The following is a 22,653-nucleotide window of genomic DNA, read 5'->3' as shown; positions in this document are numbered from 1 at the left end:
CCGGACCTCGGAAAAATCATCGTCACTTTTTTTCTTTTTTGCCCTTTTCATGCAGCCGCATCAGTTCATCTCGCGACGCACCGGGAAACCGTTTGTAATAGTCCGCAATCTCCGGCTCGTGCAGGAGCCTGCAGCGGGCGCAGTTCCAGATCTTTCCGCCGTTCGTGCTCTCCACCCACTGTCCGAGAGCCTCGTCGCTGCAGGGATAGAACGGGCAGTAGCAGAAATCGCAGGCCTGGCCAACAAAATGGCAGGGGTAATACGGGCAGTTATCGGGAGTCCATTCTATCCAGTGCCCTCCTTTGAACCGGCTGAAGATGAAAAATGCGGGAGTAACGACCGCCTCCCCCGGGGCGTCATGGCGCCTGAGTGCTTCCGGTATCCCGTGAAGCACCCCCTCACGGACTCTTTTTCCGACCTCGGAATTCCGCCCGGCACCTCTGTGCGCAACAGCGCCCTCAGACGCAGTGATCACCACGTCGGCCGGTGTGCCGGTGAGCGGAAGGCCCATGGCCTGAAGGGCCTCGGCTTTTGCCTCGGTTGCGACCATGATCGTTTCGAGGAGTGCCGGGTCTTCCATCCCCTCGCGGCTGCAGACGATTATGCTGACAGAGCCGGTGGAAGACGGGGGTTCACGGCGGATGCCGGCCGTGATGAACACGGTCACAAAATCATACTGGAGCACAACGGTCTGGCTGACAGGCACTGGTGTCAGCAGGCCAAACACGTCGCGGTCAATACCGGCAGCAGCTGCCACGAGTTCAAGTTGCTTTTGCGTATCCACGGGGTCGGTTGTGAGGGACACTGTATGGCTGAACAACGTTGAGACCGGGCGGATCCCGCCCGCGGTGCCGGTGCTTGCCGCGCGGAAATCACCGCGGATGAAAAGAGTATCGGTATCGGTATAATATCTCATGCGACCGAATAACGGGTCCGGTCCTTGAGTTCCTGCTGCTTCCCGGCATTCCAGCCGGAGACGTCCTGCAGGTAACCGGTGACCCGGCTGATCTGCGTGACGTCGTGCGAGCCGCACTCGGGGCAGACCGGCTGGCCGCAGAGGGGGCAGTATTCGATCCCCGAGATGACCTCATGGGTGCAGTGGCAGTGGTCGAGGGGGCACATCACTTCGAGGTGCGTCTCACCGCAGTTGGGGCAGGGCTTCTCGTCGACGATGAGGTGACAGGTGTGGCACTTGTATTTACGCTCCTTTTCGGGAATTTCATCGATGCTCTTGTATGTATCCGCTATTTTCCTTTGTTCTGAACTCCAATCCATACTATAACATCGCACAAGTCCTTAATAAATTTTTAGAACCTGCAGGTTCAGCGGACTGGCATTTCACCGTTTATAAAGCGCGCATATGCGGATCTGGTCATAAATTGGAGGATATTAATAAACCTTTACGTCATTGCGGACATCCGAGAATGCCTTTACAGCGGCTTGCGGGTCTTTTGCTTCGTAAATTGCACGCCCGACGATGATCCCGTCGACGATCTTTGCTACCGCCGCAGCATCCCCGCCCTGTGCACCGACACCGGGCGACAGGATCTTCCGGCTGCCCACGATACTGCGCAGCACCTTTACGCGCTCGGGGCGGGTGGCGGGCGCAATGATCCCGTCGGCGCCGCACTCCACCGCGAGCCGGGCGATCTGTTCTGCAGTTCCGGCATGGAAGAACCCGGTCGCGCCCGGGTGGCTCATCTCCGCGACCACGAAACAGGCCCCGCCATAATCGGCAGCGGTGTCCACGCACACCTGAACTGAGTCTTTTCCGGGGAACCCGTGGCAGATGATGGAAGCGAACCCAGCGTCAAAGACCTGCTCGGTGACGAGCCGGTTCGTGTTCGGGATATCGGCGACCTTGAAGTCGGCGATGAGGGGCAGGTCCAGGTCCTCCATCTCGCGGGTGATGGAGAGACCGCACGAGAGGATGAGCGGGTAGCCGAGCTTGATGGCATCGAGATGAGGGGCACAGGAGCGTGCTATGGAAAGCGCTTCCTTCTTCCCGGTCACGTCCAGGGCAAGGATCAGTTCGGTCATCGTGCCATCCGCTCCATCACGGCCGCGATCAGGACCGGGAGGGTGATCGTTGCGTCGCCGTACACGGTGACTGCCTGGGCTTCCTCGGTTATCTTGCCCCAGGACCGGGCCTCGTCAAGAGTCGCCCCCGAGAGCCCGCCAAGGTCCGGGCGGTCGCCCGTGAGCTGGACTGCGTAATCGAACCCGTTCGGGGTCATGAGCATGCTCTGGAGGATGAAGTTCTTGGGAACGCCACCGCCAACCAGCAGCGCCCCGGCTTTCTTTGTCGTAAAACAGCGGTCCATGAGGGCCGGCATATCGGCAAACGCGTCCACGGTCACGGTGCCGGTCTGGGAGAAGAGCCAGTACTGGAGACCGACCATGGAGTCCTGTACGGCCGGGCAGTAGACCGGGATCCTGTTGCGGGCGGCGGTGTGGAGGATACCGGACTTCGTATGGTTCCCGATATGGGTAAGGAGCCCGGAGATGGAGACGGTGCTTCCGGGTTCAAGTCCTCCAAAGACCGTCTGCATGAACTCCTCGAAATGCTCAAAGGCCTCGTTCGGGAGGTAGACATCATAGATCCGGTTGATCTCGTCGTGGCGGAGCTCGATATCATTGCAGAAGGCGGTGCCGTGGAAGTGCCGGCAGCCGATCGCCTCGATGATGTCGTGGGTCAGGTTGGCCCCCGTGGACACGAGCACGTCGATGTGCCCTTCCATGATAAGATCGGAGACTATCCCCCCCATTCCCGCCGGCACCATCGCGCCCGCGAGACCGAAGAATTTCGTTGCCTCCGGATCCCGCAGCATCCGCTCGCAGATGTCTGCCGCCCGGTGCAGTGCCCCGCCGTTGTAGGCGCCGGCCCGGCCCATCGCATCCACCAGCTCGCTGACCGTCATCCCGGGCCTGACGTGGATCTGGGTGACCGGGTCGTCGCACGGTTTTGCCATTCAGACTATCCCCTGTATTGCGAATGATATTGGTGTGCTTGGATGATAACTGTGTTTCAGGAGACGGTTCATGCAGATGCAATAAAGCCTGGAGCCGCGACAGAAAAATGAGGCAGGCTCCCCGGACACCCCGGTCCCGTGTCGTACCATGTCCCGGAAATATTCAGCCGGCTCTTCTGATGACAGGAACCGTTTCGCCTAAGGCGCCGGTCTTACCCTATTCCTTTGAGAGGGTTCGGTTTCTATCACGACCCTGTACCACCTTACCAGCCGGGTCCTAGCCCTTCACGTGAAATCCCGCATTCTGAAAGCGATCCGACTTTTCCACGGCGGGGCATGCTGCACGATGACATGATAACCGTGAACCTGGTAGATTCATCCGTTTACACGACTCCTTTTTCTCGTACCGGAAACAAACCTTGGTATATTCTTACCGTATGCAGCCGGGTGACAGGATGAAGACCGCGTGCGTTATTCTGGGAATGCTGGTAATCCTTTCAATATCTGCCGGGTGTGTCTCGGGATATCAGAACACAGCCATCAGGATCACCAGCATGGACATATCGGACATCATCACGATCCCTGTCGGATCGTTCGATACCTACACCACAAATTTCCGGGTCGAGAACCCCACGAACGTGACCTTCGAGAATGTCAAGGCACAGATCGTCCTCATCCCTTCGATGACCTACTGCCATCAGCAGGTAACAAACCTTGAGTTCCCGGTATTTTACCCGCATGAGAAGAAGAATGAACAGATCTCTTTTTCAGAGATCGGGGGCCTTGACTGCGCGTATACCTACCGGTATACGGTAACGTCCGATAACATCCTGTGATCGTTACGGAATTCCGAAATTTTGAAAGGCAGACTGGAACGGGTTGCAGGCCGTTGAAAAAGGTAAAAAAGTGCTCCGTTGAAATGCTCAAAGATATATTATGACGCTCTTGGGGGCTACGGCATATGATGCCTCGAAGAACTCTGATGAGTTCTTCTCGTCTTCTGGGTCCTGATAGACCCTTCAGACTCCGCCCCCGCCGCTGTGGCAGCTCGAAAATGTCGAAACATTTTCTCGAGCCTGCCATGCCTGCGGCGATGGCAGCATCCCCAATATTGGGATAGTTCCTCAGAAGGTTGATGAAAAAACCTGAGAAAAGGAGGAGATTTAAAGGAGGTCAAGGGATGCCCCCCTTGCGTTGCCTCCCCCACTGGGGGAGAGAGGGGTCACTCTCATAACGGAACGAAGAATTGCACCGGATTACACGAAAAAATGGGATTTCGACAAAGCCGAAAAAAGATCGTTAATTTTTCCTCGTTCGCACCGTTCTTTTCTTCCGCCCCGCAGCCTCTGCCTCCCGCTCCACGCCCTTCGTCTCGCAGGGGATACAGCGTTCGAGTTTCTCATCAATGATCCGGTAGGCGTTGGCAAGCACCGAGGAGTTCGAGATCATGCCGGCAAGGAGGATCACCTCGAGGATCTCCTCCCGGCTCGCCCCCATCTTGATGGCCGCCTGCATGTGGTAGCCGGTACAGTGCGGGCACTTGAGGGCTGCACCCACGGCGAGGCTGATCAGCTCCACGTACTTCGGGTCGAGCGGGCTTGTCTGCGCCACCGTACCCTTGTACAGGAGGTGGGAGATGAGAACCTCGGGGCGCTCCCCCATCCGCTTGAAGATGAGAGGCACCCGCCCGTATTCGAACTCGATTGCCTTCATCCATTCGTCGGCAGTCAGGTCTGCACCCTGCTCTACGATCCTTGCAAGCCGCTCCTCAAACTCTTCCTTGGTCGATTTTTTCATCATATCACCACGTTCGTTTCCGAGAACGGCAGGATCTTTACCAGGATATAGTCCCGCATACGGGAGGGGACTACTTCTGCAACGTCCCCGAGCGTAATCCCGTCCTCGATCTCCACCTTCCGGATCTGATCAGCGAACGTATCGTACGGGAGTTTGACCCGGAGTCCCGCCATCTGGACGGTCAGCGGGGTCGGGGACGTCACATCGAGAATCGCCGGGACGTTCTCCCGGATCAGCCCCATGAGCCGGGCCGGAGATACCGAGAGCGGATCTTTTGCGATAGCCTCGCGCTTTTTCCCGAGGACCCGCGTTATCTCGGTTATGATCTCGTCCAGTTTTGAAAGCTCGTCCGCTTCCTTGGTCCGGCGCATGAACCTGCCGACATTGCCTACGTAACCGTCAAGCGGGGGGTCGGTAATTCTCCTGAGGGCCTCCTCGTCAGGGCCCCCGCAGAGCACGATCGGCACCTCAATCCCCCGCCTCAGGGCGGGCATCTTGTATTCGATACATGCTTCAAAATTGCCAAGGAGATAGACCGCGATGTCATGTTCGTTGATGACATCGCGTTCCTCATCATTCAGCCCGGCGATCCGTTTTCCCGGCCCGCGGGCAAGGCTGACCATGTTGCTCTTGGCACCCAGCCGCCGCACGTACTCTGCAATGTCGCAGGACGGGTGGGGGAGGTGGTGGATCTCGAGGCTCATGCTGACAACCGCGATCTCGGTGCCGACGAGCGGTGAGTCCGTCACTTCCCCGAAAAGCGGGCGTGCAATCTGGCGGATGAGCTCGATGTCGTCCTGCGGGACAAAGCACTGGAGTACTACTTCTGCCGCGATAACGTGTTTCTGGACGATGTATCCGCCGAGGTCTTCGATAAGGTCCTCGATGAGGTCGTGCTGGTAGATGCCACCCTTGTAGGTTACCGGGACGAGTGTCATGGCGTCTCACCCATGAGCGCGAACTTCTCCCGGATAAGCGGGCTTATGTCCTCGGAGAGGGTGTTCTCGCTTGCCACGAACGAGAACTTTTCCGTGGTGAAAAACTCGCTCCGGACCCTGAACCCCTCCGGGGCAACGCACCGGAACGCGTAGATGAGGTCCTTGAAGAGGGATTCGCTCGGGTCACCGACTACGATCTCTTCGATCTCCCGCGGATCGGCCGGCACATCATAGAGGATCACCGTGAACCGGTCCGGCTGCTCCACATGGTCCTTACCGAACCGCTGCCAGAATATCCTGAGCATGGGGGCAAGGTAGGTCTCATCGGAAATGACAAGGGTCATCTTGCCTTCCAGTGGGTTTACATTGGCAAAATCCCGCACCCTCACTACCGTCGTCAGTTTTTTGAGCGTCCCGACCGCAACGAAGACCGGCACCTTGGGATCGATGAAGACGTGAAGTTTCCTGATCACTTTGAGCAGGTTGTGATCGAGCAGGACATCGTTCGTGATCTGCTTGTAGTACTCCGCGCCCAGAGGTTCGGGGCATTCCACCTCAAAGTACTCAATGGCAAGCATCTAATCGTCCCTGATAAACCCTGATGCAAGGAGCGCCGATCCGACTGCCCCGATATACTGGGAATGGGGCGGTACGACGATCTTCGTCTGCAGGAGCTCGCCCATGGCATGGACGAGCCCCTCGATGAGCGATGTCCCCCCGACCATGATGACCGGCTCCTTGATATCCACTTCCTGCAGCTGCTGCTCGAAGACCTGCTCGGCTACGCTGTGGCAGGCTGCTGCAGCCACATCTTCACGGGTACTTCCGGCCGCGAGGGCGTTCACGAGGCTCTGGGTGCCAAAGACAATGCAGTAGCTGTTCATCGGCACGCGTCCGCCAAACCCTTTCATGGAAAGCGGGCCGAGCTCGGTAATGTCCACGCCAAGTCGTTTTGCCGTCATTTCAAGGAACCTCCCGCTTGCCCCGGCGCAGATACCACCCATCGTGAACACACCGGGGATACCATCCATGACCGAGATGGCCTTGTTGTCCATGCCGCCAATATCGATGACCGTTGCAGGCCCGTGCTGCCGGTCGGCAAGGAAGACCGCACCTTTCGAGTTGACGGTCAGTTCCTCCTGGATGAGGTCCGCCTTAATCTCTTTTCCGACAAGGAACCGCCCGTACCCGGTTGACCCCACGGCCTGTATCTCGCTTCTTTGCACGCCCGCTTCGTTGAGAGCGTGCTCTATCACGTCCCGGGCACTTTTGAGTACTTCTGTTGTCGGCTGCCAGCCGGTGCCGATGATCCTGTTGTCTTTCATCACCACGGCTTTGGTGGTCGACGAACCGGAGTCCACCCCGAGCGTGAGACCCTGCTGGGTCTCGCGGGCGAGGAGGGCCCGGCGACGGGCGATGGTGGTCAGCGCCTCCATCCGTGTCAGGAGCGTCCCGGCAGTCGTCCGCTCGGTGAAGGAGTAGCTGACGACCGGCAGTTTCGAGTGTTCGTGAATGTAGCGCCTGAGTTCGTTTCTGACGATAGCCGCTTCAGCACAGCGGAAACAGGTGGCGATAAAGACGGCATCAGCCTCCACCCTCCCGTCCACGAGAGCGCGTGCACGGGAGATGGTCAGCCTGAGATCGGGACTTCGCACATCAAGACCCATCTCCTGGAAGTCCCGCATGATGTCCTTGAGCGCGATGTCCGGAAAGAAAATTTCCCCGCCAACTTCTTTTGCCGCAGCTTCGATCTCGTGCTGGACACCAGAGTATTCGGGGCCGCAGGAGAGCTGGGCAATCCGCACCGGCTGGGTCATTTCCTGCCTCCGAGTTCTCCAAGGAACCGTTTGATCGCAGCCACGAATTTCACGCCCTCCTCATCGTTCTTCGGGTAGTTGAGGTCGAGTTTGGGAATGTTTTTCTGGCGCACAAGGAACTTGATGAGTTCATTCGTACGTGCGCACCCCATGCACCCGAACGCGAGGTCAGCATCGTTGATGATGATGGCAGCTTCGCACTCCTCGATCATCGGCCCGTAGAGCGCCATGCGACCCCGGACACCGCTCGGGACCTCGACTGCAGCCCACTTCAGTCCCTTCTTCGGTTCTTCGGGGGTGACCTGGAGCGGAGGGGATTCGAGCCCTGCGGTCTGGATGCGTTCGCGGATCGCAACAGCCGAACTGAGTGGTGTATGTCCGAACCGTGCCACCATGTCAGAGAGGATCAGGCTTGTTGCAGGATAGATGAATACTTTTACCATGTCAGGGCTCCTGAGCTTCGATCAGTTTCTTGAGTTTGGAGATGTCGAGTCTTTGTACATCGAGCGGATTTTCGGGTGCAGGAACCGTATTTTCATCACGGTCCTTGAGCTCCTCGAGTCCATGGGATACATAGGGGATAGTGGTCATTTCAAATTCCATGCCATGGTATCCCGGCCGTGCACCGCCAAGGTTTGCCCGGCACCGCCGCGAGTCTCCCGGCGGGAACCCCCGGTCCTTGACGAAGATGTGGGCAGGGTCGATCTTTCGGAGTTCGGCAACGACGCGATCGACCTCTTTCTCCCCGCCGTTGATGACCAGCCCGAAACAGGTCTCTTTTATCATAACACCCTTCGATATCTCGTACGCCCGGATCCCGAGATCCGCCGGAGTTATATCGAACGATTCAATGACCACGTATTTTGTAACGGTACCCACATGGGTCGGCACATAGTCGGTCACTGCTTCACCTCCCTGATGTACACGGTCTCCCGCTCCTTCACTTTTTTCAGTTTCTGGGTGTCGATCACGCGCCCGATAATGTTGGTCCCTTCGAATGGCTCGGACGTAGGCCCGAACTCCCGGTTTGCCGACAGGCGTACTCCGACAAGTCCCGCCCCTTTGCGGGAATCATTGGTGATCCCAAGAGCTGCAGCAGGGGCCTCGTCTTTCGGGGGGTTCTCGGGAATGAGTTTGGTGCCCGGGGCAATGGCTGGCTTGAAGAAGACGACATCATCGAACCTGAAAAAGACCGGCATCATGCCGGCATCGTGCTCCTTGAGACCGGTAAACCTCCGGAACACTTCGCAGCTCATCGGAGCTTTTTCATCGTCAAGTTCGATATCGATCACCTTTTCGACCGGTGCTGTGGTAACGATGACCTGACGTTCTGATAGTACGTCGAGGGTGGTGCCCGGCTCCTGGGACACGACAATCCGTTCTCCCCCGCCGTTATCGAACCTGAGTGTAACACCCCGTGATGCAACGATCTCGCGTGCCTTACCAAGGGGAAGCCCGAGGAGGTCGATCCGCTCCGGCTCCACGGTGACAGCAATGATGTCGCGCTCTTGTGCGAGTTTGACCAGTTCAATCCCATGAACGACCTGGCCGACAACGGCATGCACCAGGCTGCTGGGAACATCAGTCCGGTAAAGATAGATCCCCCCGACAGATTTTCCCGCAGTACGCACCGTAACGGTCCCCTCCCGGCGGGGGTGCCGGTATTCCAGTGGGATATCCTCTGTTCCGGCGAGGTGGAGGTCGGAGATATAGGTGCTCGTCGCCCTGTCCACGGTGAGTCTCCCCGACTGCAGGGCACGGATAAGGTGCTCCACACTGCCTGCAGCTTCTGTTGTTATATGGTCAGGAGAATATCCCTGCGCCATGATCTTCACGTGGGTCACAATGCGCATACCGTCCTCAAGGACAATGCCCATGTCGCTTGTCGTGAACGAGCGGCTGGTATCTGCCCAGCTCATGACCGGTTCGATTTTCGTGACACGATCCCCGCTCCCCCAGCGGTCGAGCACTGCCCTGCCGCTCACGACTCTTGCGATGACCCCCCCGCTTTCGTCAGCCCCGTGGTCTGCCGCGTGGCGGGTCCTGGAGAAGATGAGGTAAGACCGTTTGGGATCATAGCCGCCGCAACCGAGGATAACGTCCCCCCGTTCATAGAGATGGGGTTTGCGTTCGGGACGGATCGTGGAGGGGAACGGCCCGAATGCCGCTGTGTACCGGTCGCTCCAGTGAATCGCCAGCTGGCCTGCGATCTCCGGCGATTCGAGAAGGCCGGCCCCCTGCCCGGTCATCTCCACGGTCACCTCTCCGGCAGTTGTGTTCATCGCAAGGCTTGCTGTCTTAGCCTGTTCCTTTGTTGCCGGGCGGATGATGGCCACGCAGCAGCCCTCGGGCTGGCGGGAAAGAACAGAAGAGAGGGTACTTCCTTCGCTGATCTCCAGTCTCACTCCATCGAGGTGGATAACTGGCATGGCAGGCCTCAGGCTGTCGGCTGGCCCATAATCCTGCGCTCTTCCTCGGTAAGGGTTGCGAGTACTTCCGCGGTCTTGCCTATCTGGACGATCTTGCCGCCCCTCATGAGCGCGAGCCGGTCGCAGATGTCCCGCACAAACTCCATGTCATGGGACACGACAATGAACGTCTCGTCCATCTCCTCGCGGGAGTGCATGATCGAGTGCTTGACATCGATCTTGGTGATGGGGTCCATGGTACCGGTCGGCTCGTCGAGGATCACGATCCGGGGTTCGCGGATCAGGACCTGGGCAAGGGCCACGCGGTGCCGCTCTCCTTCCGAGAGCTGGGCAGGCATGCGGTCGAGGATCTCCTTGCTCTTCTGGTCGGTGAACCCCGCCATCTTGAGAGTGACGAGAGCTTTGCGCATTGCAAGTTCCTTGGGGAACTCAAGCCCGATCGCATCGGTGAGGTTGTCAAGGACGGTCCGGTGGGGGAAGAGGTCGTACTCCTGGTGGAGGAGCCCGATGTAGCCTGTTGCACGCCCCCTCTGCTCGATGCCCGGCTTGGTCATGTCCACCCATTCATCGCCGATCCGGATGTTCATCTCGCCGCTCGTCGGCTCGATAAGGCCGGCAATGATTCCCGAAAGGGTGGTCTTTCCCGCCCCGCTCTTGCCGATGATCCCGAAGATCTCTTTTGTGTTGACCTCGAAGGAGACCCCGTTTACCGCTTTGACAACCCCGCGGTCCACGGAGATGTACCGTTTGAAGAGGTCACGCGCCACAACGACATTTTCCCCAAGCTCAGCCTCTTCAAACTTCTCGGTATCATCGCACCCTTTCATGAACTCGGCGATGACCTCTTTCGGGCTCCCGATCTTTGCGATGCTGCCGTCAACAAGGAGGATGGCACGGTGTGCGGTGTCCTCGATGACCTGCGAGAAGTGGGAAGTGACGACGATGCCCATGTTGTTGGTCTTCGCCGCGTCCGACAGCATCGTGTGGACGATCCGGGCGGTTCCGGGATCGAGCGTGCCGGTCGGCTCATCGGCAAAAAGCATGAACGGTTCCTTTGCCAGCTGCCGTGCGAGCACAACACGCTGTTTTTCTCCACCGGACAGGTCCCGGGCGATGTGCATCATCCGGTGGGAGAGCCGGACCTGGTCGATGAGGTCTGCTGCCCGGTTGATGGCCTTGTCCGGGGGATAGTCGATATCGTCGAGAGCGTGAAGGACATTCTCGATGACCCGGTCGTCGCCGTACAGGGCGAAGGTCCGCTGGAACATGATGGCGGTCCTCCGCATGAGACGCCGCTTCAGGGCCTCATCTTTCTCATTCCAGAGATCCACGTCGAGGGGAGTGAGGGTGCTGCCACAGTGGGGACAGGGTTTTCCCGCTGAACCGGCGACGTCCATGTAATCGCACCCGCTGCAGGCAGCAACATGGTAGATAATCCGGCCGCTGGTCGGGGACTGTTCCACACCGCGGAGGAGATGCATCAGAACCGTCTTACCAGCGCCGCTCCTGCCAATAATCCCCAGGATCTCTCCCTCAGCGATCTCAAAAGAGATATTCTTCAGTACCCTCTCGCTATCAAAGTCCATGCAGAGGTTATCGACCGTGATCAATGGAGCCTTCATAATACCCTTGTACCTAATGTGGCATAAGTCGCATATTACCTTTTATATGATGTATCACATCTGTCACGATCGCAAATTCTGTTCCGGCCTTACCAGCCCCTCCACGATGGTCACCACTTCGCCGACACTTTTCACCACGTAATCGGCAGCCTTGTACAGATCTTCAGGGCGGTTGCCGGGCTGCTGGATCGTAAGAATGGCAATATCGGCATTCTGCATGGCACACAGGTCGTTGATCCCGTCCCCGACCATCAGGACCTTGTCATACTCCTGCCGGAGGTCATTGACGATCTGCGCCTTTACCGTGGGTGTTGCCACCCCGTACACGCGGTCCCGCGGGATACCGAGGTGGTCTGCCATCTTCTCGAGTTTTGTGACCCGGTCGCCGGAAGCGATAAAGGTCGGCACTCCCATCCGGTGTAACGCGGTGATCGCCTCTTTTGCACCGTCAAACGGCCAGCCGCCCGCGGTGATGGCGAACTCGATCTCCTTTTGCGCCATGTTGATGATCGCCCCGCTGTTGAGCGTTACCACGGATTCCTGACTGCAGACCGTCCAGACGTTCCGTATGCATTCCTGCAGGTCGCCTACCTGCGTCCTGCTGTCGGTATAGAGCACGTCCCCGATCTCTTCGGCAGTCGTGATCTTTCTCGTACAGCTCACGCCGAAACCGATGTGGTGCCGGATAAGGTATTCGGACAGGAGCAGGTCCCCCGGGGTGGCCATGAGGTCCTTTGAGTGCACGGGAAGGACGATGAGTACCCGGTCGGGAGAACTGAACGTCAGGGTCGTCGTCTCTATGCCGGGGAGCAGTTTCCGGTTACGGATGTCTTTTGCTACCCGGTAGGTGTTGAGGAGCGTCCCGGCACTGTCAAAAACAACGGCAACTGACAAGGTGGCACCCGGTAATAAACTCTATGTCTCTTCCTGACATTCAATCATTTGAAACTGATGTCTGTAACTGATACCGCAGAGAAAATAAAGAGTATGGAGGTCCGGGGCGCGGGGCGGATAGCACGGGCGGCAGCAGAAGCCCTGCGTGACCATGCTGCTTCCGTCAGATCATCTGACGTCGCTGCGTTCCGTCAGGAGATGGAGCGGGCCGCAGCAACGCTGGTTGCCACCCGCCCGACTGCAGTCTCGCTCCCGAACGCCGTTCACATCGTCATGGCGGGACTCGAACACGCATCAACCACGGAAGAGGCACGGGAGGGCCTGATCCACCGGGCCGCCCGGTTCATCCAGTCGTCCCAGCATGCGGTGGAAAAGATCTCCGGTTTCGGGGCACGCCATATCAGGGATGGGGATACGATCCTCACGCACTGCAACTCGGAGGTGGCTCTCGGCTGCATCATCGAAGCGCACCGGAGCGGCAAGAAGATCGAGGTCTTCGCAACGGAAGTGCGCCCGAGAAACCAGGGGCTCATCACGATCCGGACCCTCAATGATGCCGGGATAAAAACAAATTTCATCGTCGACTCGGCCGTACGCTCATACATCCACGATGTCGACCTGGTCATTGTCGGGGCAGATGCCGTTACCGTCAACGGTGCCGTCGTGAACAAGATCGGAACTTCCCAGGTAGCCCACACGGCGGCCGAGGCGCGGGTGAGCGTGCTGGTTGCCGCGGAGACCTACAAGTTTGCACCGCAGACCATCATGGGAGATCTCATACGGATCGAGGAGCGCGAGGCAAACGAGGTGCTTGCCGACGAGATCGCACGGACCCTTCCGAACGTCACGGTGCGCAACCCCGCCTTCGATGTGACGCCTGCCGAATATATCGATCTCATCGTTACGGAACAGGGGGCAATCCCGCCGCAGATGGCCTATATCATCATCCGGGAATACCTCGGCTGGGGCATCGAGGAATTCCATGAATCGATCGGAATCGGTGCCAACCATGATGAATGAACCTGTGCGCGGCCCGGTCATGCAGGTGACCTGAAGGTCTTTTTTTCAGCCCATCTTACCTGAGGGGAGATATGGCAGGCGCGTCAGCCGTCGATGCATTTAAGGAACGGCAGATGCTGATGATCATACAGGATCAGGTGCACCTGCCGGTGTCCGTATGCCAGTGAGGGATTTTTCCATGGAGATACCATTCGCTAAATTGCACGGGAACGGGAATGATTTTGTCATAGTAGACGAGTACAACGGTGTTGTCATACCCGATGAGATGAAAGGCCAGTTCGCTGCGATTTATTGCGACCGGCGCTTCGGCATCGGGGCGGACGGCATCATCTACCTCGCAAAGTCCCAAAAAGGCGGGCTGAAAATGCGCCTCCTCCAGCCGGACGAGAGCGAGGCTGAGATGTGCGGCAACGGTATCCGCTGCTTTGCCAAATACGCTTTCGATGCCGGCTATGCAAAGGAGTCCTGCACCGTGGAGACCCCTGCCGGGGAGATCGGCGTCGCGATGGGGTACCGGGAGGACGATTTCTTCGCGACCGCGACGATGACCCCGCCACGTTTCGATCGCAGGGACATTCCCGCAACCGGGAGCGGTGAGTACCGGGAGCGGATCGGGAATTACGATGTCTATGCTGTGAACACCGGTGTTCCCCATGCCGTCATCCTGGTGGATTCCGTCGACGCTGTCGATATGGATACTGCAGCCCCCCCCATCCGCCATCATGCCACGTTCGAAAAGGGGGCGAACGTCAACTTCGTGGAAAAGACTGGTGAGAACAGTATCAGGATCCGGACGTTCGAGCGTGGCGTGGAGGAGGAGACCCTCTCCTGCGGTACCGGTGCAACCGCATCAGCAGCGGTGGTCCACAGGCTCGGGCACACCGGAGAGACCGTCGAGGTTGAGACCCGGGGCGGTCCCCTCACCATTTACTTACAGGACGGGGCAAAGATGGAAGGGCCGGCAACAACCGTTTTTTCCGGTGTCATCCCGTTCTGACCCCTCTCTTTTTCCTTCGTTCGATTTCGGCAGGCCCGGTCTGGCGCGGACTATCCGGCTTCCGTCCCGTGATGTCCCTGGATATGCTCTGGAACTCCGTGATCTGCCCTGCCTCGTCCCGGATGATCCTGGTCGTTGACTCAAACCAGAGGTAGTGACCGTCCCTGTGCCGGAAACAGGAATAGTGAAAAGAGAATGAAAATGTCCCGCCGTCCGGGGAGCTACGCTTTTACCCTGATGCCATCCCCGACGATCTCATAATCAAAGGAAGCACCTTCCGGCCGGGAACGGTGCTTGACGAGCCTGGCCCGACGGATTCCGGGGCTGTCGGTCTTCTCAAGCCGCACGATCACTTTTGAGAGATGTTCAAGTGCAGTTCCCCCAAGGCCGAAATAGGTATTTTTCACCGTGTCCATGTAAACCTGGTTGGTGATGATGACCGGGATCCCATACCGCTTGGCATAGCCAAGGAGGTGGATCATCTGCCTGGTCAGGGCCTGCATGGCATCCCGCCCTTTCTCAAGATCAGTACGGTACAGGGCGGTTGCTGAATCCATGACGAGCAGGCCCGGCTTGTGGGCCTTGAGCACCTTCTCTGCTTCGGCTATCATGGCTCCCTGGTGCTCGAAATCGATCGGTTCGAACAGGAAGAGGCGATCGGCAATCTTTTCCGTATCAGCTCCCGCGATCTGGCGGAACCGCTCTATGGAAAAGCCCTCGGAATCAATATACACCACGGCATGGCCGGCCCTGAGAGTGGCAACAGCGGCGATTGCGCACAGCGTGCTCTTGCCACTCGCCGGCTCGCCATAAAACTGGGTGACTGTCCGCACTTCGAGACCTCCGCCAAGAAGCGCGTCAAGAGCCTCGTTCCCGCTTGTCTGCCTATCGGTCTTCATCGCCACCTGCCCGGGCCATTACAGCGTTCCAGCCGGCATCTTCGATGATGCGAAGTACCTCCCTCACCGGGAGGTTAAGTTCGGTCGCCCAGTCCCTGGCCGGCCCGAACTCAGCTTTTACCATATATACGGAACCGTTCATCCACCCGCACTTCAGAGGCACCTTCCGGCGTATCCCGGAAATTTCAACCTCTACCTCTTCGACAGACCGCTCCGCGATGAAGCGGTGGACTGCGGGAATGCAGCGGATACCCAGTGTCCCGAGCTCGCGTGCCATCAGTTCCGCGAGCGGCGCGCTTGTTCCGGGCAGGCTGATCACCCGGATGAGGAAGCCCGGGCGGCCTTTCTTCATGATAACCGGTGTGGCGCTTGCATCCCGTGCACCGGCTTCCATGAACCGCGTGATCGCGTGGGCGATCACTTCCCCGCTTACATCGTCCACGTTTGTCTCAAGGATATCCACGCAGTCTTCGGGCATTGCACGGGAAGCCCCGCTCCCGGTCGTCTGGACAATCATCGCTCTCAGGACGTTGGGGGCGTGATGCGGATCCCGTGTACCGGCCCCGTACCCGACAGCCTCGATCGTGTATGCAGCGGGTTCGGCAACAGCCATGGTGGCGAATTCCGCGAGGAGTGCCGCCCCGGTTGGCGTGCAGAGCTCGCCCGTATGGTTGCCGGGGACGGAGACGAGCCCGCTGGTCCTGAGGATCACGGCAGTTGCCGGGGCCGGGACCGGAAACGTACCATGGGAGCCGGTTGCGGTCCCGTGTCCTACGGTGACGGGCAGGACCCTGACGCCATCGACTTCGAGCGAATGGAGGGCCGTGCATGCACCGATCACGTCCGCTATCGCGTCATCGGCCCCGACTTCGTGGAAGTGGGCGTGGGCCCCGTGAACTTCTTCTTCTGCCGCGTGGATCCGTTCAAAAACCCGGCGGGCCATGGCGAGGGCCGGTCCCGGAACGCGGGGAGCGGCCTCGTCAAGCCGTTTGAACACGTCGGCAAGCGTGCGGTGGGCCGGTGTCGCCTTGGTGTCCACTTTTACCGCCCGGATACCGGCTCTCGTGACGCGGGTGATCACGGGTTCGGCAACAACAGACTGCATTGCCCGGAGGACGAGACTCTCGTCCGCCCCGCAGTCCAGCAGTGCCCCGGAGACCATGTCGCCCGCCGCCCCGTGAAATGGATCGAGAATAAGGACCCTCATTATCAGTACTTATAAATCCCTGCGTATATGACCTTTAAGGTAATGCCTGAAGTGCAATTGAGGGTGGATTCCGCGTACCCCGGCGATCAGGGTGGGGGGAAGGCCCGGCTGGATCCCGAAACGATGCTGCTTCTCAAGATCTCGCCCGGCGACTTGGTAGCGATCGAGGGGAAGCGCCGCACGGTCGCTAAGGTCTGGCGTTCGCTTGTCGAGGACTGGAACCAGCGTAAGGTACGGGTTGACAATTTTACCCGGCTCAATGCCGGTGTCAGCATCGGGGATACGGTCAAAGTCGTCAAGATCGTTGACGAGATCGAAGCAAAACGGGTCGTCCTTGCGCCACCCGAGGACCTGCCCAAGAAGATCCCGATCGCAAACAACCCGCACGTGGTCAACGGCCTGATCGATTTCCCGGTTGTCAGGAACGACACGATCCCGATCATGCTGGGGTTGCCGTTCATCCAGCCGCAGATCGTGGGGTTTAAGGTCGTGGAGATCGAGCCGGAGGAAGCGGTGATCATCACCAAGAATACCTCGATAGAGTTCTCCGACAAGCCGGCAGCCGGGTTCGAGGGCGTCAAGAGGTTCTCGTACGAAGATATCGGCGGGTTGAAAGACGAACTCCAGCGGCTCCGCGAGACGATCGAGCTCCCGCTGCGCCACCCGGAACTGTTCCAGAAACTCGGAATCGAACCTCCCAAAGGTGTCCTCCTCTACGGACCGCCCGGTACCGGCAAGACCCTGATCGCGAAGGCAGTCGCAAGCGAGAGTGGGGCGCACTTCATATCGATCGCCGGCCCCGAAGTCATCTCGAAATATTACGGCGAGAGTGAGCAGCGGCTCCGGGAGGTCTTCGAGGAGGCACGGGAGAACGCTCCGTCGATCATCTTCATCGACGAGCTCGATTCTATCGCGCCCCGGCGCGAGGAGGTGACCGGGGAGGTCGAACGCAGGGTCGTTGCCCAGCTCCTGACCATGATGGACGGCCTCGAGGAACGCGGTCAGGTAGTTGTTATCGGCGCAACCAACCGCGTCGATGCCATCGACGCTGCCCTGCGGAGGCCCGGCAGGTTCGACCGGGAGATCGAGATCGGCGTCCCGAGCGAACTCGACCGGATCGAGATCATGAAGATCCACACCCGCGGTATGCCGCTTGCGGATGATGTGAGCCTTGATGGTCTGGCCCAGCAGACCCACGGTTTCGTCGGTGCAGACCTTGCGGCGCTCGCCCGCGAAGCCGCGATCCGTGCCCTGCGGAGGTACCTGCCCGGGCTGGACCTCGATGCAGAAGAGATCCCGGCCGAGGTGCTGGACTCGCTCAAGGTGCTGGCAAACGACTTCCGCAGCGCCCAGCGGGATGTCGGCCCGAGCGCGATGCGGGAAGTGATGCTCGAGGTCTCGCACGTGAAGTGGCAGAATGTCGGGGGTCTCGACTCAGCCAAGACCGAGGTCCGCGAAGCGATCGAGCTCCCGCTCACCGACCGCCAGAAATTCGAGGACCTCGGCATAGTGCCCCCCCGTGGTATCCTCCTCTACGGGCCGCCCGGCACCGGCAAGACCCTGATCGCAAAGGCCGTAGCAAGCGAGAGCGGGGCGAACTTCATTCCGGTCCGGGGGCCGCAGCTCCTCTCCAAGTGGGTGGGCGAAAGTGAGCGGGCGGTCAGGGAAGTCTTCAAGAAAGCCCGGCAGGTCTCGCCATCGATCATATTCTTTGACGAGATCGATGCCATTGCACCGGCCCGGGGAACAAGCAGCGATTCACATGTGATCGACAACGTGCTCAACCAGATCCTGACCGAGATGGACGGGCTCGAAGAACTCAGGGACGTCGTGGTGATGGGAGCGACGAACCGCCCGGATATCGTGGATCCGGCCCTTCTTCGGGCAGGTCGCTTCGACAGGCTCGTCTATATCGGGGAGCCCTCGCTTGAAGACCGGAAGAAGATCATCGGCATCCACACCAGGTTCATGCCGGTAGAGGGGTCATCACTCGAAGAAGTCGTAACGATGATTGAGAAGTGCGATGACGATGTTCTCGGAGAACTGATCGAGAAACTGGGTAAGGACCGGCAGGTTACCGCAGCCGACGTAAAATCCGCCATCGTACCGGTACCGGAAGATCGTACGGCCTATCCTCCCGGGACATGCCGCAGGCGGTTCCTCGAACTGCTCGGGGAGAGGAGACTCAGCTTTGCAGATCCGGCGCGGGAGCATCTTGCCGGATACCTTGCCGGCATGACGGAGGGCTTTGTCGGCTCGGACCTTGAATCTCTCTGCCGGGAAGCGGGCATGCTTGCGCTCCGCGAAGGCGCAACGAGCATTTCACAGCGTCACTTCGAGGAAGCACAGAAGAAAGTTCACCCGACCATGAACGAGAACCTGCGGCAGTATTACGATAAGATCCGGCAGCACTTCAAGGGCGGCCTGCCAAAACAGGTCCAGCCGCCGGAATACCAGTAATCTCTCTTTTATTACCCACGTTTTACCGGTTTTTCTTGGTTGTTTTGGAGTGTACCGGTTATCAGGCCCTAGATGAACTGCCATCGTTAAATGAGAGGTGCCATCCCCGGTGAAAAACGGTTCCCCTGAAAGGATATCGCTTCCAAAAAATATGCGACCCCCGCTCAGTCGCGCTCCGGTCCGGCTACTCGCAGTACGGGTCGTTTGCCCATTCCTCGATTATTCTCTTTTCCGGCCTGCCGCCGCGGCGGTGCCGGTGCTGAGATGATGAGCGGTCACGTTCAGTCTCTTCGTCGTCATCGGTACCTGCATCCTCTTCCGCAGGCTCCACCGGTTTTCCCGAAGCCGGGTCCGGGGGCTGTTCCCGGCGGAAATGGTGCCTCTGGCCACCGGGGTACCTGCCCCGGTCTCTCCGCGGTTGCCGGTTATTCTGTGGAGTCCCCGGATTCTCCGGTGTCGGTAATGGCCGCTCCTGCTGGACTGGTGTTTCCTGTGTCTGCTGGTTCTCTTCAGCCATACGTGTCAGACTGATTAATCGGGGCAGGAACCACAAATAGTTTGGCATTCCGGGTATACCGACCCGAAATACCAGAGGCAGTCATATTCCGGCACGGGGGAATGAACAACTATATACATCAGAGTCCAATTTTGTAACAACCTGAAGTACCCCTATTTATGTCCAACGTTACGACGCTCCTCGATGCAAAAAGCGTTCCGGCCAGCAAAGCCGCCCTCATCTGCCCTTCCCGGAACGAGAGTTACAGTTACGGGAACCTCCGGGACGAGATGAACCGGGTCGGCCTTGGCCTTGTAAATCTCGGTGTGGGAAAGGGAGACCGGGTCTGCATCTATCTTGACAGCTCACCGGAATACCTCATCAGTTATTTTGCTCTCTGGCGGATTGGTGCAGTCGCGGTCCCTACCAACATCGCGTACAAGGGTGAGGAACTGCTGCACGTGCTCAATGATGCCGGCGCCATTGCGGTAATTACCGACCGGCAGGGAGCATCGGTCGTCAGCAGCATCCTCCAGCATGTTCCCGCCGTCCACCATATCATCTGTACTGACGGTTCCTGCAAGGGATCGGTGGAATGGGCGTCATTCCCTCCTGCCCCGGCCAGTATGCGTGCGGCCAACTGCTCGACTGAGGACCTCTGCCACATCCAGTACACTGCGGGAACGACCGGAAAGCCCAAGGGCGCTATGCTCACGCATGGCAACTGGATGACGGCTCTTGACACGGAACGTGACGCCCTCAGGCTCCGCCCGGTCGATACCTACCTCGGGATCTACCCCATGGGCCATGTCGGGATCTCGTGGGGGCTTTCAGTTATCCGCGCCGGTGGGACGTACGTCATGATGGCGCGGTTCGAGGGTGAGCAGTATCTTTCCCTGGCAGAAAAACACGAGGTGACGATTCTGGCCGGCATGCCACCGGTCATCCACTCGCTCGTCCACTCCCCTCCCGGGACCGAGCAGCGGCTCCGGCATGCCCGGGTCATCATATCGGGTGGCGGGCAGCTCCTGCCTGCGGTCTGGGAGGCGTTCGACCGGCGCTACCACATCGCGGTGGCGAACTCGTACGGCCTTTCGGAGACGATCGTGATCGGCTCGGGAACAACCACGCTCCCGGAGTACCCGCACCTCACGAAAGGATATCAGAGCGTAGGGGTTGCAGTCGGGTATACGGAGATACGGATCGTTGACACGGAAGATCCTGAAAAAGAGATGCCCTCCGGAGAGAGCGGCGAGATCGCACTCCGGGGCCCGGCAGTTGCAAAAGGGTACTGGAACATGACGGAAGCGACCCGTGAAGTATTCCGGCATGACGGCTGGTTCCTGACCGGCGATATCGGGAACATTGATACGGAAGGAATCCTCTGCATCACCGACAGGAAAAAGGACATGATCATCATGTCCGGCTGGAAGGTTTATCCGACTGAAGTTGAGAACGTGATCGTCCGGCACCCTGCGGTTGCAGACGTTGCAGTGTTCGGGGTTCCGCACGAACGCAGAGGCGAAGTTCCAGTCGCTGCCATTGTGCTCAGGCCCGGTACATCATTGACAGAACCAGAGTTTGCAACCTACTGCAGGGACAATATGGCAGGGTACAAGGTTCCCCGGAAACTCATTCTCGTTGATTCGCTGCCCCGCGTCCATGGCTGGAAGCTGCTGCGCAGGGACCTCCGGCAAAAGTTCGGCGGAACGGGCTCCTAATCCGGAATAGAGGGATATTCTGCGACAAAATCGCCCGTGACCCCGCAAACTTTTTAAGCAGATATTCAATAATACTCTCCGGTGCATCCCCGATGGACACGACAAGCCGCATCTTTGACATCCCGGCTGGCGGGAGGTACAAGAAGCGGACCACCGGTATCGTAGGGCTCAACCTCCTCCTTGACGGCGGGTTTCCCGAGGGGACCCTCATCATGATCTACGGGACGCCGCTCGCCGGGGTCGACCTAGCCGCCATGCAGTTCTGGAAGGCGGAAGGTGGGGAAGAGGGCACGTACTTCATGAACGATGGCGATGTCGATACCGGCATGGTCGACGCCTCTGAAATGCATCCCGAGATGTACCTCACACAGATGGCCGGCGGGAGGATTGTCGTGGACTCGCTCTCCGCCATTGTCGTCAGGTACGGGATTGACGGGGCGCTGAAGTTCCTGCGCCTCGCCCGCGATGAGATGAAGAAACGCGCCGCAAACCTGATGTTTGTCGTCTATACCGGCATCCACCCGCCCATGGAAATGACCAGGATCATGCGTGCAGCGGATATTGTCATTGAGTTCAAGACGGAGATCCATCAGGCAGAGATTGAGCGGACACTCGCTGTCCACAAGATCAAAGACTCGGCAGCACCCCAGCGGCTGCTCCCGTTCATCATCACCGATAAGGGCATCGAGGCGTCGACAACATCGAGAGTCGTGTAACGGAACCCCTCACTCTTTTTTGAACCCGGTGCGGGAATTCCGGGAGAGTTACTCCCGATCACGTCGGGTTATCCTGAGAGTTGTGCCTGTTTTCCGTGGTAATACCGGAATGCATTTATGGGAATATTTAAAAATCATGATAAAGAGGGCCGGATAAAAAACCGGGAGCACCATGAAAGAGAAAAACGTTCTGTATTTTACCGATGAAGAAGAAGAGTTTACCAACCTCCTGATCGAGATAGGAACCAGGAAAAATATTGCCAAGGTACTGGTGTTTCTGGCAAATACCCCGGAGGCATCGTCCCATGAGATCGAACGCGGGATCGACCTGCGCCAGCCCGAGGTAAGCATGGCCATGCGGTCCCTCTCGGAGAAGGGATGGATCCGGAGCCGCGAAGTTTCGGCAGAAACCATAGGACGCCCGACGAAGATCTACACACTGGCCAGACCCATCACCGAGATCATGAACAGCATCGAGACAGAGAAGAAGGAAGAGGCGAACCAGCAGCTCGCCCTTATCCGGAAATTACGGGATTACATCAACTGAACCAGGGGTGTGGCCCGGAATTCGGACCTTTCCGTATTGACGGTGTTGTTCCCTGCGGTTTCCTGGAGGTTCCCCCAATCCTTTTTTAACACGACAACCGGATGCGTCATTGCTATTGCTG

At 58.6% G+C, this 22,653-nt stretch carries 23 protein-coding genes and 1 pseudogene; 7 read left to right on the top strand and 17 right to left on the bottom strand.

All coding sequences use genetic code 11. The features are described from left to right. Positions 1-22: 22 nt before the first annotated feature. From ABSB80_RS02085 to ABSB80_RS02070, 4 genes are all read right to left on the bottom strand, one after another. On the bottom strand, positions 23-916 hold the full coding sequence (locus ABSB80_RS02085; protein ID WP_428367661.1) for a cysteine-rich small domain-containing protein: 894 nt from the start codon (positions 914-916) through the stop codon (positions 23-25). Continuing rightward, the gene (gene nrdD, locus ABSB80_RS02080) at positions 913-1,275 is read right to left on the bottom strand and encodes an anaerobic ribonucleoside-triphosphate reductase (protein ID WP_428367659.1); all 363 of its coding nucleotides are present in this window, start codon (positions 1,273-1,275) and stop codon (positions 913-915) included. Before nrdD ends, ABSB80_RS02085 begins: the two co-directional genes overlap by 4 nt. A 114-nt stretch (positions 1,276-1,389) precedes the next feature. Next, positions 1,390-2,040: an orotidine-5'-phosphate decarboxylase gene (pyrF, locus tag ABSB80_RS02075; RefSeq protein WP_428367657.1), complete on the bottom strand. Its 651-nt coding sequence runs from the start codon at positions 2,038-2,040 to the stop codon at positions 1,390-1,392. Continuing rightward, complete coding sequence (locus ABSB80_RS02070) at positions 2,037-2,972, bottom strand: deoxyhypusine synthase (protein WP_428367655.1); 936 nt, start codon at positions 2,970-2,972, stop codon at positions 2,037-2,039. Before ABSB80_RS02070 ends, pyrF begins: the two co-directional genes overlap by 4 nt. A gap of 455 nt (positions 2,973-3,427) precedes the next feature. Here ABSB80_RS02070 and ABSB80_RS02065 point away from each other — a divergent pair, with 455 nt between their 5' ends. Then, positions 3,428-3,808: a hypothetical protein gene (locus tag ABSB80_RS02065; RefSeq protein ID WP_428367653.1), complete on the top strand. Its 381-nt coding sequence runs from the start codon at positions 3,428-3,430 to the stop codon at positions 3,806-3,808. Positions 3,809-4,271: 463 nt separating this feature from the next. On the opposite strand, the gene ABSB80_RS02060 is transcribed toward ABSB80_RS02065, so the two are convergent. From ABSB80_RS02060 to ABSB80_RS02020, 9 genes are all read right to left on the bottom strand, one after another. Continuing rightward, positions 4,272-4,769, bottom strand: a complete 498-nt coding sequence (locus ABSB80_RS02060) for a carboxymuconolactone decarboxylase family protein (protein WP_428367651.1) — start codon at positions 4,767-4,769, stop codon at positions 4,272-4,274. Continuing rightward, on the bottom strand, positions 4,769-5,707 hold the full coding sequence (locus ABSB80_RS02055) for a methanogenesis marker 7 protein (protein WP_428367649.1): 939 nt from the start codon (positions 5,705-5,707) through the stop codon (positions 4,769-4,771). Before ABSB80_RS02055 ends, ABSB80_RS02060 begins: the two co-directional genes overlap by 1 nt. Continuing rightward, entirely contained in the window at positions 5,704-6,285 is a 582-nt protein-coding gene (locus tag ABSB80_RS02050) for a methanogenesis marker 17 protein (protein WP_428367647.1), read from the bottom strand. Before ABSB80_RS02050 ends, ABSB80_RS02055 begins: the two co-directional genes overlap by 4 nt. Next, complete coding sequence (locus ABSB80_RS02045; RefSeq protein ID WP_428367645.1) at positions 6,286-7,524, bottom strand: methanogenesis marker 15 protein; 1,239 nt, start codon at positions 7,522-7,524, stop codon at positions 6,286-6,288. After that, entirely contained in the window at positions 7,521-7,967 is a 447-nt protein-coding gene (locus ABSB80_RS02040; protein ID WP_428367643.1) for a methanogenesis marker 5 protein, read from the bottom strand. Before ABSB80_RS02040 ends, ABSB80_RS02045 begins: the two co-directional genes overlap by 4 nt. A gap of 1 nt (position 7,968) precedes the next feature. Continuing rightward, positions 7,969-8,427, bottom strand: a complete 459-nt coding sequence (locus ABSB80_RS02035; protein WP_428367641.1) for a methanogenesis marker 6 protein — start codon at positions 8,425-8,427, stop codon at positions 7,969-7,971. Then, positions 8,424-9,953, bottom strand: coding sequence for a methyl-coenzyme M reductase-associated protein Mmp3 (gene mmp3 / locus ABSB80_RS02030; RefSeq protein ID WP_428367639.1), 1,530 nt, complete (start codon positions 9,951-9,953; stop codon positions 8,424-8,426). The genes ABSB80_RS02035 and mmp3 overlap by 4 nt, the downstream gene beginning before the upstream one ends. Before the next feature lie 8 nt (positions 9,954-9,961). Next, positions 9,962-11,575 (bottom strand): methyl coenzyme M reductase system, component A2, encoded by a 1,614-nt coding sequence (gene atwA / locus ABSB80_RS02025; protein WP_428367637.1) that lies wholly within the window; start codon positions 11,573-11,575, stop codon positions 9,962-9,964. A 63-nt stretch (positions 11,576-11,638) separates the two neighbouring features. Continuing rightward, the gene (locus ABSB80_RS02020) at positions 11,639-12,469 is read right to left on the bottom strand and encodes an HAD family hydrolase (protein ID WP_428367635.1); all 831 of its coding nucleotides are present in this window, start codon (positions 12,467-12,469) and stop codon (positions 11,639-11,641) included. Between the two features lie 57 nt (positions 12,470-12,526). Here ABSB80_RS02020 and ABSB80_RS02015 point away from each other — a divergent pair, with 57 nt between their 5' ends. Together ABSB80_RS02015 and dapF are read left to right on the top strand one after the other, a co-directional pair. Then, a complete protein-coding gene (locus ABSB80_RS02015; RefSeq protein ID WP_428367633.1) occupies positions 12,527-13,489 on the top strand; it encodes a ribose 1,5-bisphosphate isomerase in 963 nt (320 codons plus the stop codon). 178 nt (positions 13,490-13,667) lie between these two features. Continuing rightward, the gene (gene dapF / locus ABSB80_RS02010) at positions 13,668-14,486 is read left to right on the top strand and encodes a diaminopimelate epimerase (protein ID WP_428367987.1); all 819 of its coding nucleotides are present in this window, start codon (positions 13,668-13,670) and stop codon (positions 14,484-14,486) included. Here the strand turns inward: dapF and ABSB80_RS02005 are convergent. The 3 genes and pseudogenes from ABSB80_RS02005 to larC all read right to left on the bottom strand — a co-directional run. Further along, a pseudogene (locus ABSB80_RS02005) lies at positions 14,473-14,673 on the bottom strand (PAS domain-containing protein); the annotation flags it as partial. The gene dapF and the pseudogene ABSB80_RS02005 overlap by 14 nt on opposite strands. A 34-nt stretch (positions 14,674-14,707) precedes the next feature. After that, positions 14,708-15,385 carry a DNA repair and recombination protein RadB gene (gene radB, locus ABSB80_RS02000; RefSeq protein WP_428367631.1) on the bottom strand — a complete coding sequence of 226 codons (678 nt, stop codon included), beginning with the start codon at positions 15,383-15,385 and terminating at the stop codon, positions 14,708-14,710. After that, positions 15,372-16,592, bottom strand: coding sequence for a nickel pincer cofactor biosynthesis protein LarC (larC, locus tag ABSB80_RS01995; RefSeq protein ID WP_428367629.1), 1,221 nt, complete (start codon positions 16,590-16,592; stop codon positions 15,372-15,374). Before larC ends, radB begins: the two co-directional genes overlap by 14 nt. Positions 16,593-16,634: 42 nt before the next feature. Here larC and ABSB80_RS01990 point away from each other — a divergent pair, with 42 nt between their 5' ends. Then, a complete protein-coding gene (locus tag ABSB80_RS01990) occupies positions 16,635-19,052 on the top strand; it encodes a CDC48 family AAA ATPase (RefSeq protein WP_428367627.1) in 2,418 nt (805 codons plus the stop codon). Between the two features lie 184 nt (positions 19,053-19,236). Here the strand turns inward: ABSB80_RS01990 and ABSB80_RS01985 are convergent, their stop codons facing one another. Continuing rightward, positions 19,237-19,569, bottom strand: a complete 333-nt coding sequence (locus ABSB80_RS01985) for a hypothetical protein (protein ID WP_428367625.1) — start codon at positions 19,567-19,569, stop codon at positions 19,237-19,239. 158 nt (positions 19,570-19,727) lie between these two features. Here ABSB80_RS01985 and ABSB80_RS01980 point away from each other — a divergent pair, with 158 nt between their 5' ends. From ABSB80_RS01980 to mreA, 3 genes are all read left to right on the top strand, one after another. Next, positions 19,728-21,269, top strand: coding sequence for a class I adenylate-forming enzyme family protein (locus tag ABSB80_RS01980; RefSeq protein WP_428367623.1), 1,542 nt, complete (start codon positions 19,728-19,730; stop codon positions 21,267-21,269). A gap of 92 nt (positions 21,270-21,361) precedes the next feature. Then, positions 21,362-21,985 (top strand): RAD55 family ATPase, encoded by a 624-nt coding sequence (locus ABSB80_RS01975; protein ID WP_428367621.1) that lies wholly within the window; start codon positions 21,362-21,364, stop codon positions 21,983-21,985. Positions 21,986-22,157: 172 nt separating this feature from the next. Further along, positions 22,158-22,532 (top strand): MreA family transcriptional regulator, encoded by a 375-nt coding sequence (gene mreA, locus ABSB80_RS01970; RefSeq protein WP_428367620.1) that lies wholly within the window; start codon positions 22,158-22,160, stop codon positions 22,530-22,532. The last annotated feature ends 121 nt before the right edge of the window (positions 22,533-22,653 follow it).

The sequence above is a fragment of the Methanoregula sp. genome (assembly GCF_050010295.1).
Lineage (GTDB): Archaea > Halobacteriota > Methanomicrobia > Methanomicrobiales > Methanospirillaceae > Methanoregula.
This window is presented reverse-complemented; position numbering and strand designations above follow the sequence as displayed.

Bases quoted from the DNA above. Each gene is read 5' to 3' on its own strand.
- ABSB80_RS02060 (WP_428367651.1), bottom strand. From the start codon at position 4,769: ATGAAAAAATCGACCAAGGAAGAGTTTGAGGAGCGGCTTGCAAGGATC.
- mmp3 (WP_428367639.1), bottom strand. From the start codon at position 9,953: ATGCCAGTTATCCACCTCGATGGAGTGAGACTGGAGATCAGCGAAGGA.
- ABSB80_RS02085 (WP_428367661.1), bottom strand. From the start codon at position 916: ATGAGATATTATACCGATACCGATACTCTTTTCATCCGCGGTGATTTC.
- ABSB80_RS02070 (WP_428367655.1), bottom strand. From the start codon at position 2,972: ATGGCAAAACCGTGCGACGACCCGGTCACCCAGATCCACGTCAGGCCC.
- dapF (WP_428367987.1), top strand. From the start codon at position 13,668: ATGGAGATACCATTCGCTAAATTGCACGGGAACGGGAATGATTTTGTC.
- ABSB80_RS02050 (WP_428367647.1), bottom strand. From the start codon at position 6,285: ATGCTTGCCATTGAGTACTTTGAGGTGGAATGCCCCGAACCTCTGGGC.
- ABSB80_RS02055 (WP_428367649.1), bottom strand. From the start codon at position 5,707: ATGACACTCGTCCCGGTAACCTACAAGGGTGGCATCTACCAGCACGAC.
- ABSB80_RS02045 (WP_428367645.1), bottom strand. From the start codon at position 7,524: ATGACCCAGCCGGTGCGGATTGCCCAGCTCTCCTGCGGCCCCGAATAC.
- pyrF (WP_428367657.1), bottom strand. From the start codon at position 2,040: ATGACCGAACTGATCCTTGCCCTGGACGTGACCGGGAAGAAGGAAGCG.
- ABSB80_RS02040 (WP_428367643.1), bottom strand. From the start codon at position 7,967: ATGGTAAAAGTATTCATCTATCCTGCAACAAGCCTGATCCTCTCTGAC.
- ABSB80_RS01975 (WP_428367621.1), top strand. From the start codon at position 21,362: ATGGACACGACAAGCCGCATCTTTGACATCCCGGCTGGCGGGAGGTAC.
- ABSB80_RS01990 (WP_428367627.1), top strand. From the start codon at position 16,635: ATGCCTGAAGTGCAATTGAGGGTGGATTCCGCGTACCCCGGCGATCAG.
- mreA (WP_428367620.1), top strand. From the start codon at position 22,158: ATGAAAGAGAAAAACGTTCTGTATTTTACCGATGAAGAAGAAGAGTTT.
- ABSB80_RS02015 (WP_428367633.1), top strand. From the start codon at position 12,527: ATGTCTGTAACTGATACCGCAGAGAAAATAAAGAGTATGGAGGTCCGG.
- larC (WP_428367629.1), bottom strand. From the start codon at position 16,592: ATGAGGGTCCTTATTCTCGATCCATTTCACGGGGCGGCGGGCGACATG.
- ABSB80_RS02065 (WP_428367653.1), top strand. From the start codon at position 3,428: ATGAAGACCGCGTGCGTTATTCTGGGAATGCTGGTAATCCTTTCAATA.
- ABSB80_RS01985 (WP_428367625.1), bottom strand. From the start codon at position 19,569: ATGGCTGAAGAGAACCAGCAGACACAGGAAACACCAGTCCAGCAGGAG.
- ABSB80_RS01980 (WP_428367623.1), top strand. From the start codon at position 19,728: ATGTCCAACGTTACGACGCTCCTCGATGCAAAAAGCGTTCCGGCCAGC.
- atwA (WP_428367637.1), bottom strand. From the start codon at position 11,575: ATGAAGGCTCCATTGATCACGGTCGATAACCTCTGCATGGACTTTGAT.
- radB (WP_428367631.1), bottom strand. From the start codon at position 15,385: ATGAAGACCGATAGGCAGACAAGCGGGAACGAGGCTCTTGACGCGCTT.
- nrdD (WP_428367659.1), bottom strand. From the start codon at position 1,275: ATGGATTGGAGTTCAGAACAAAGGAAAATAGCGGATACATACAAGAGC.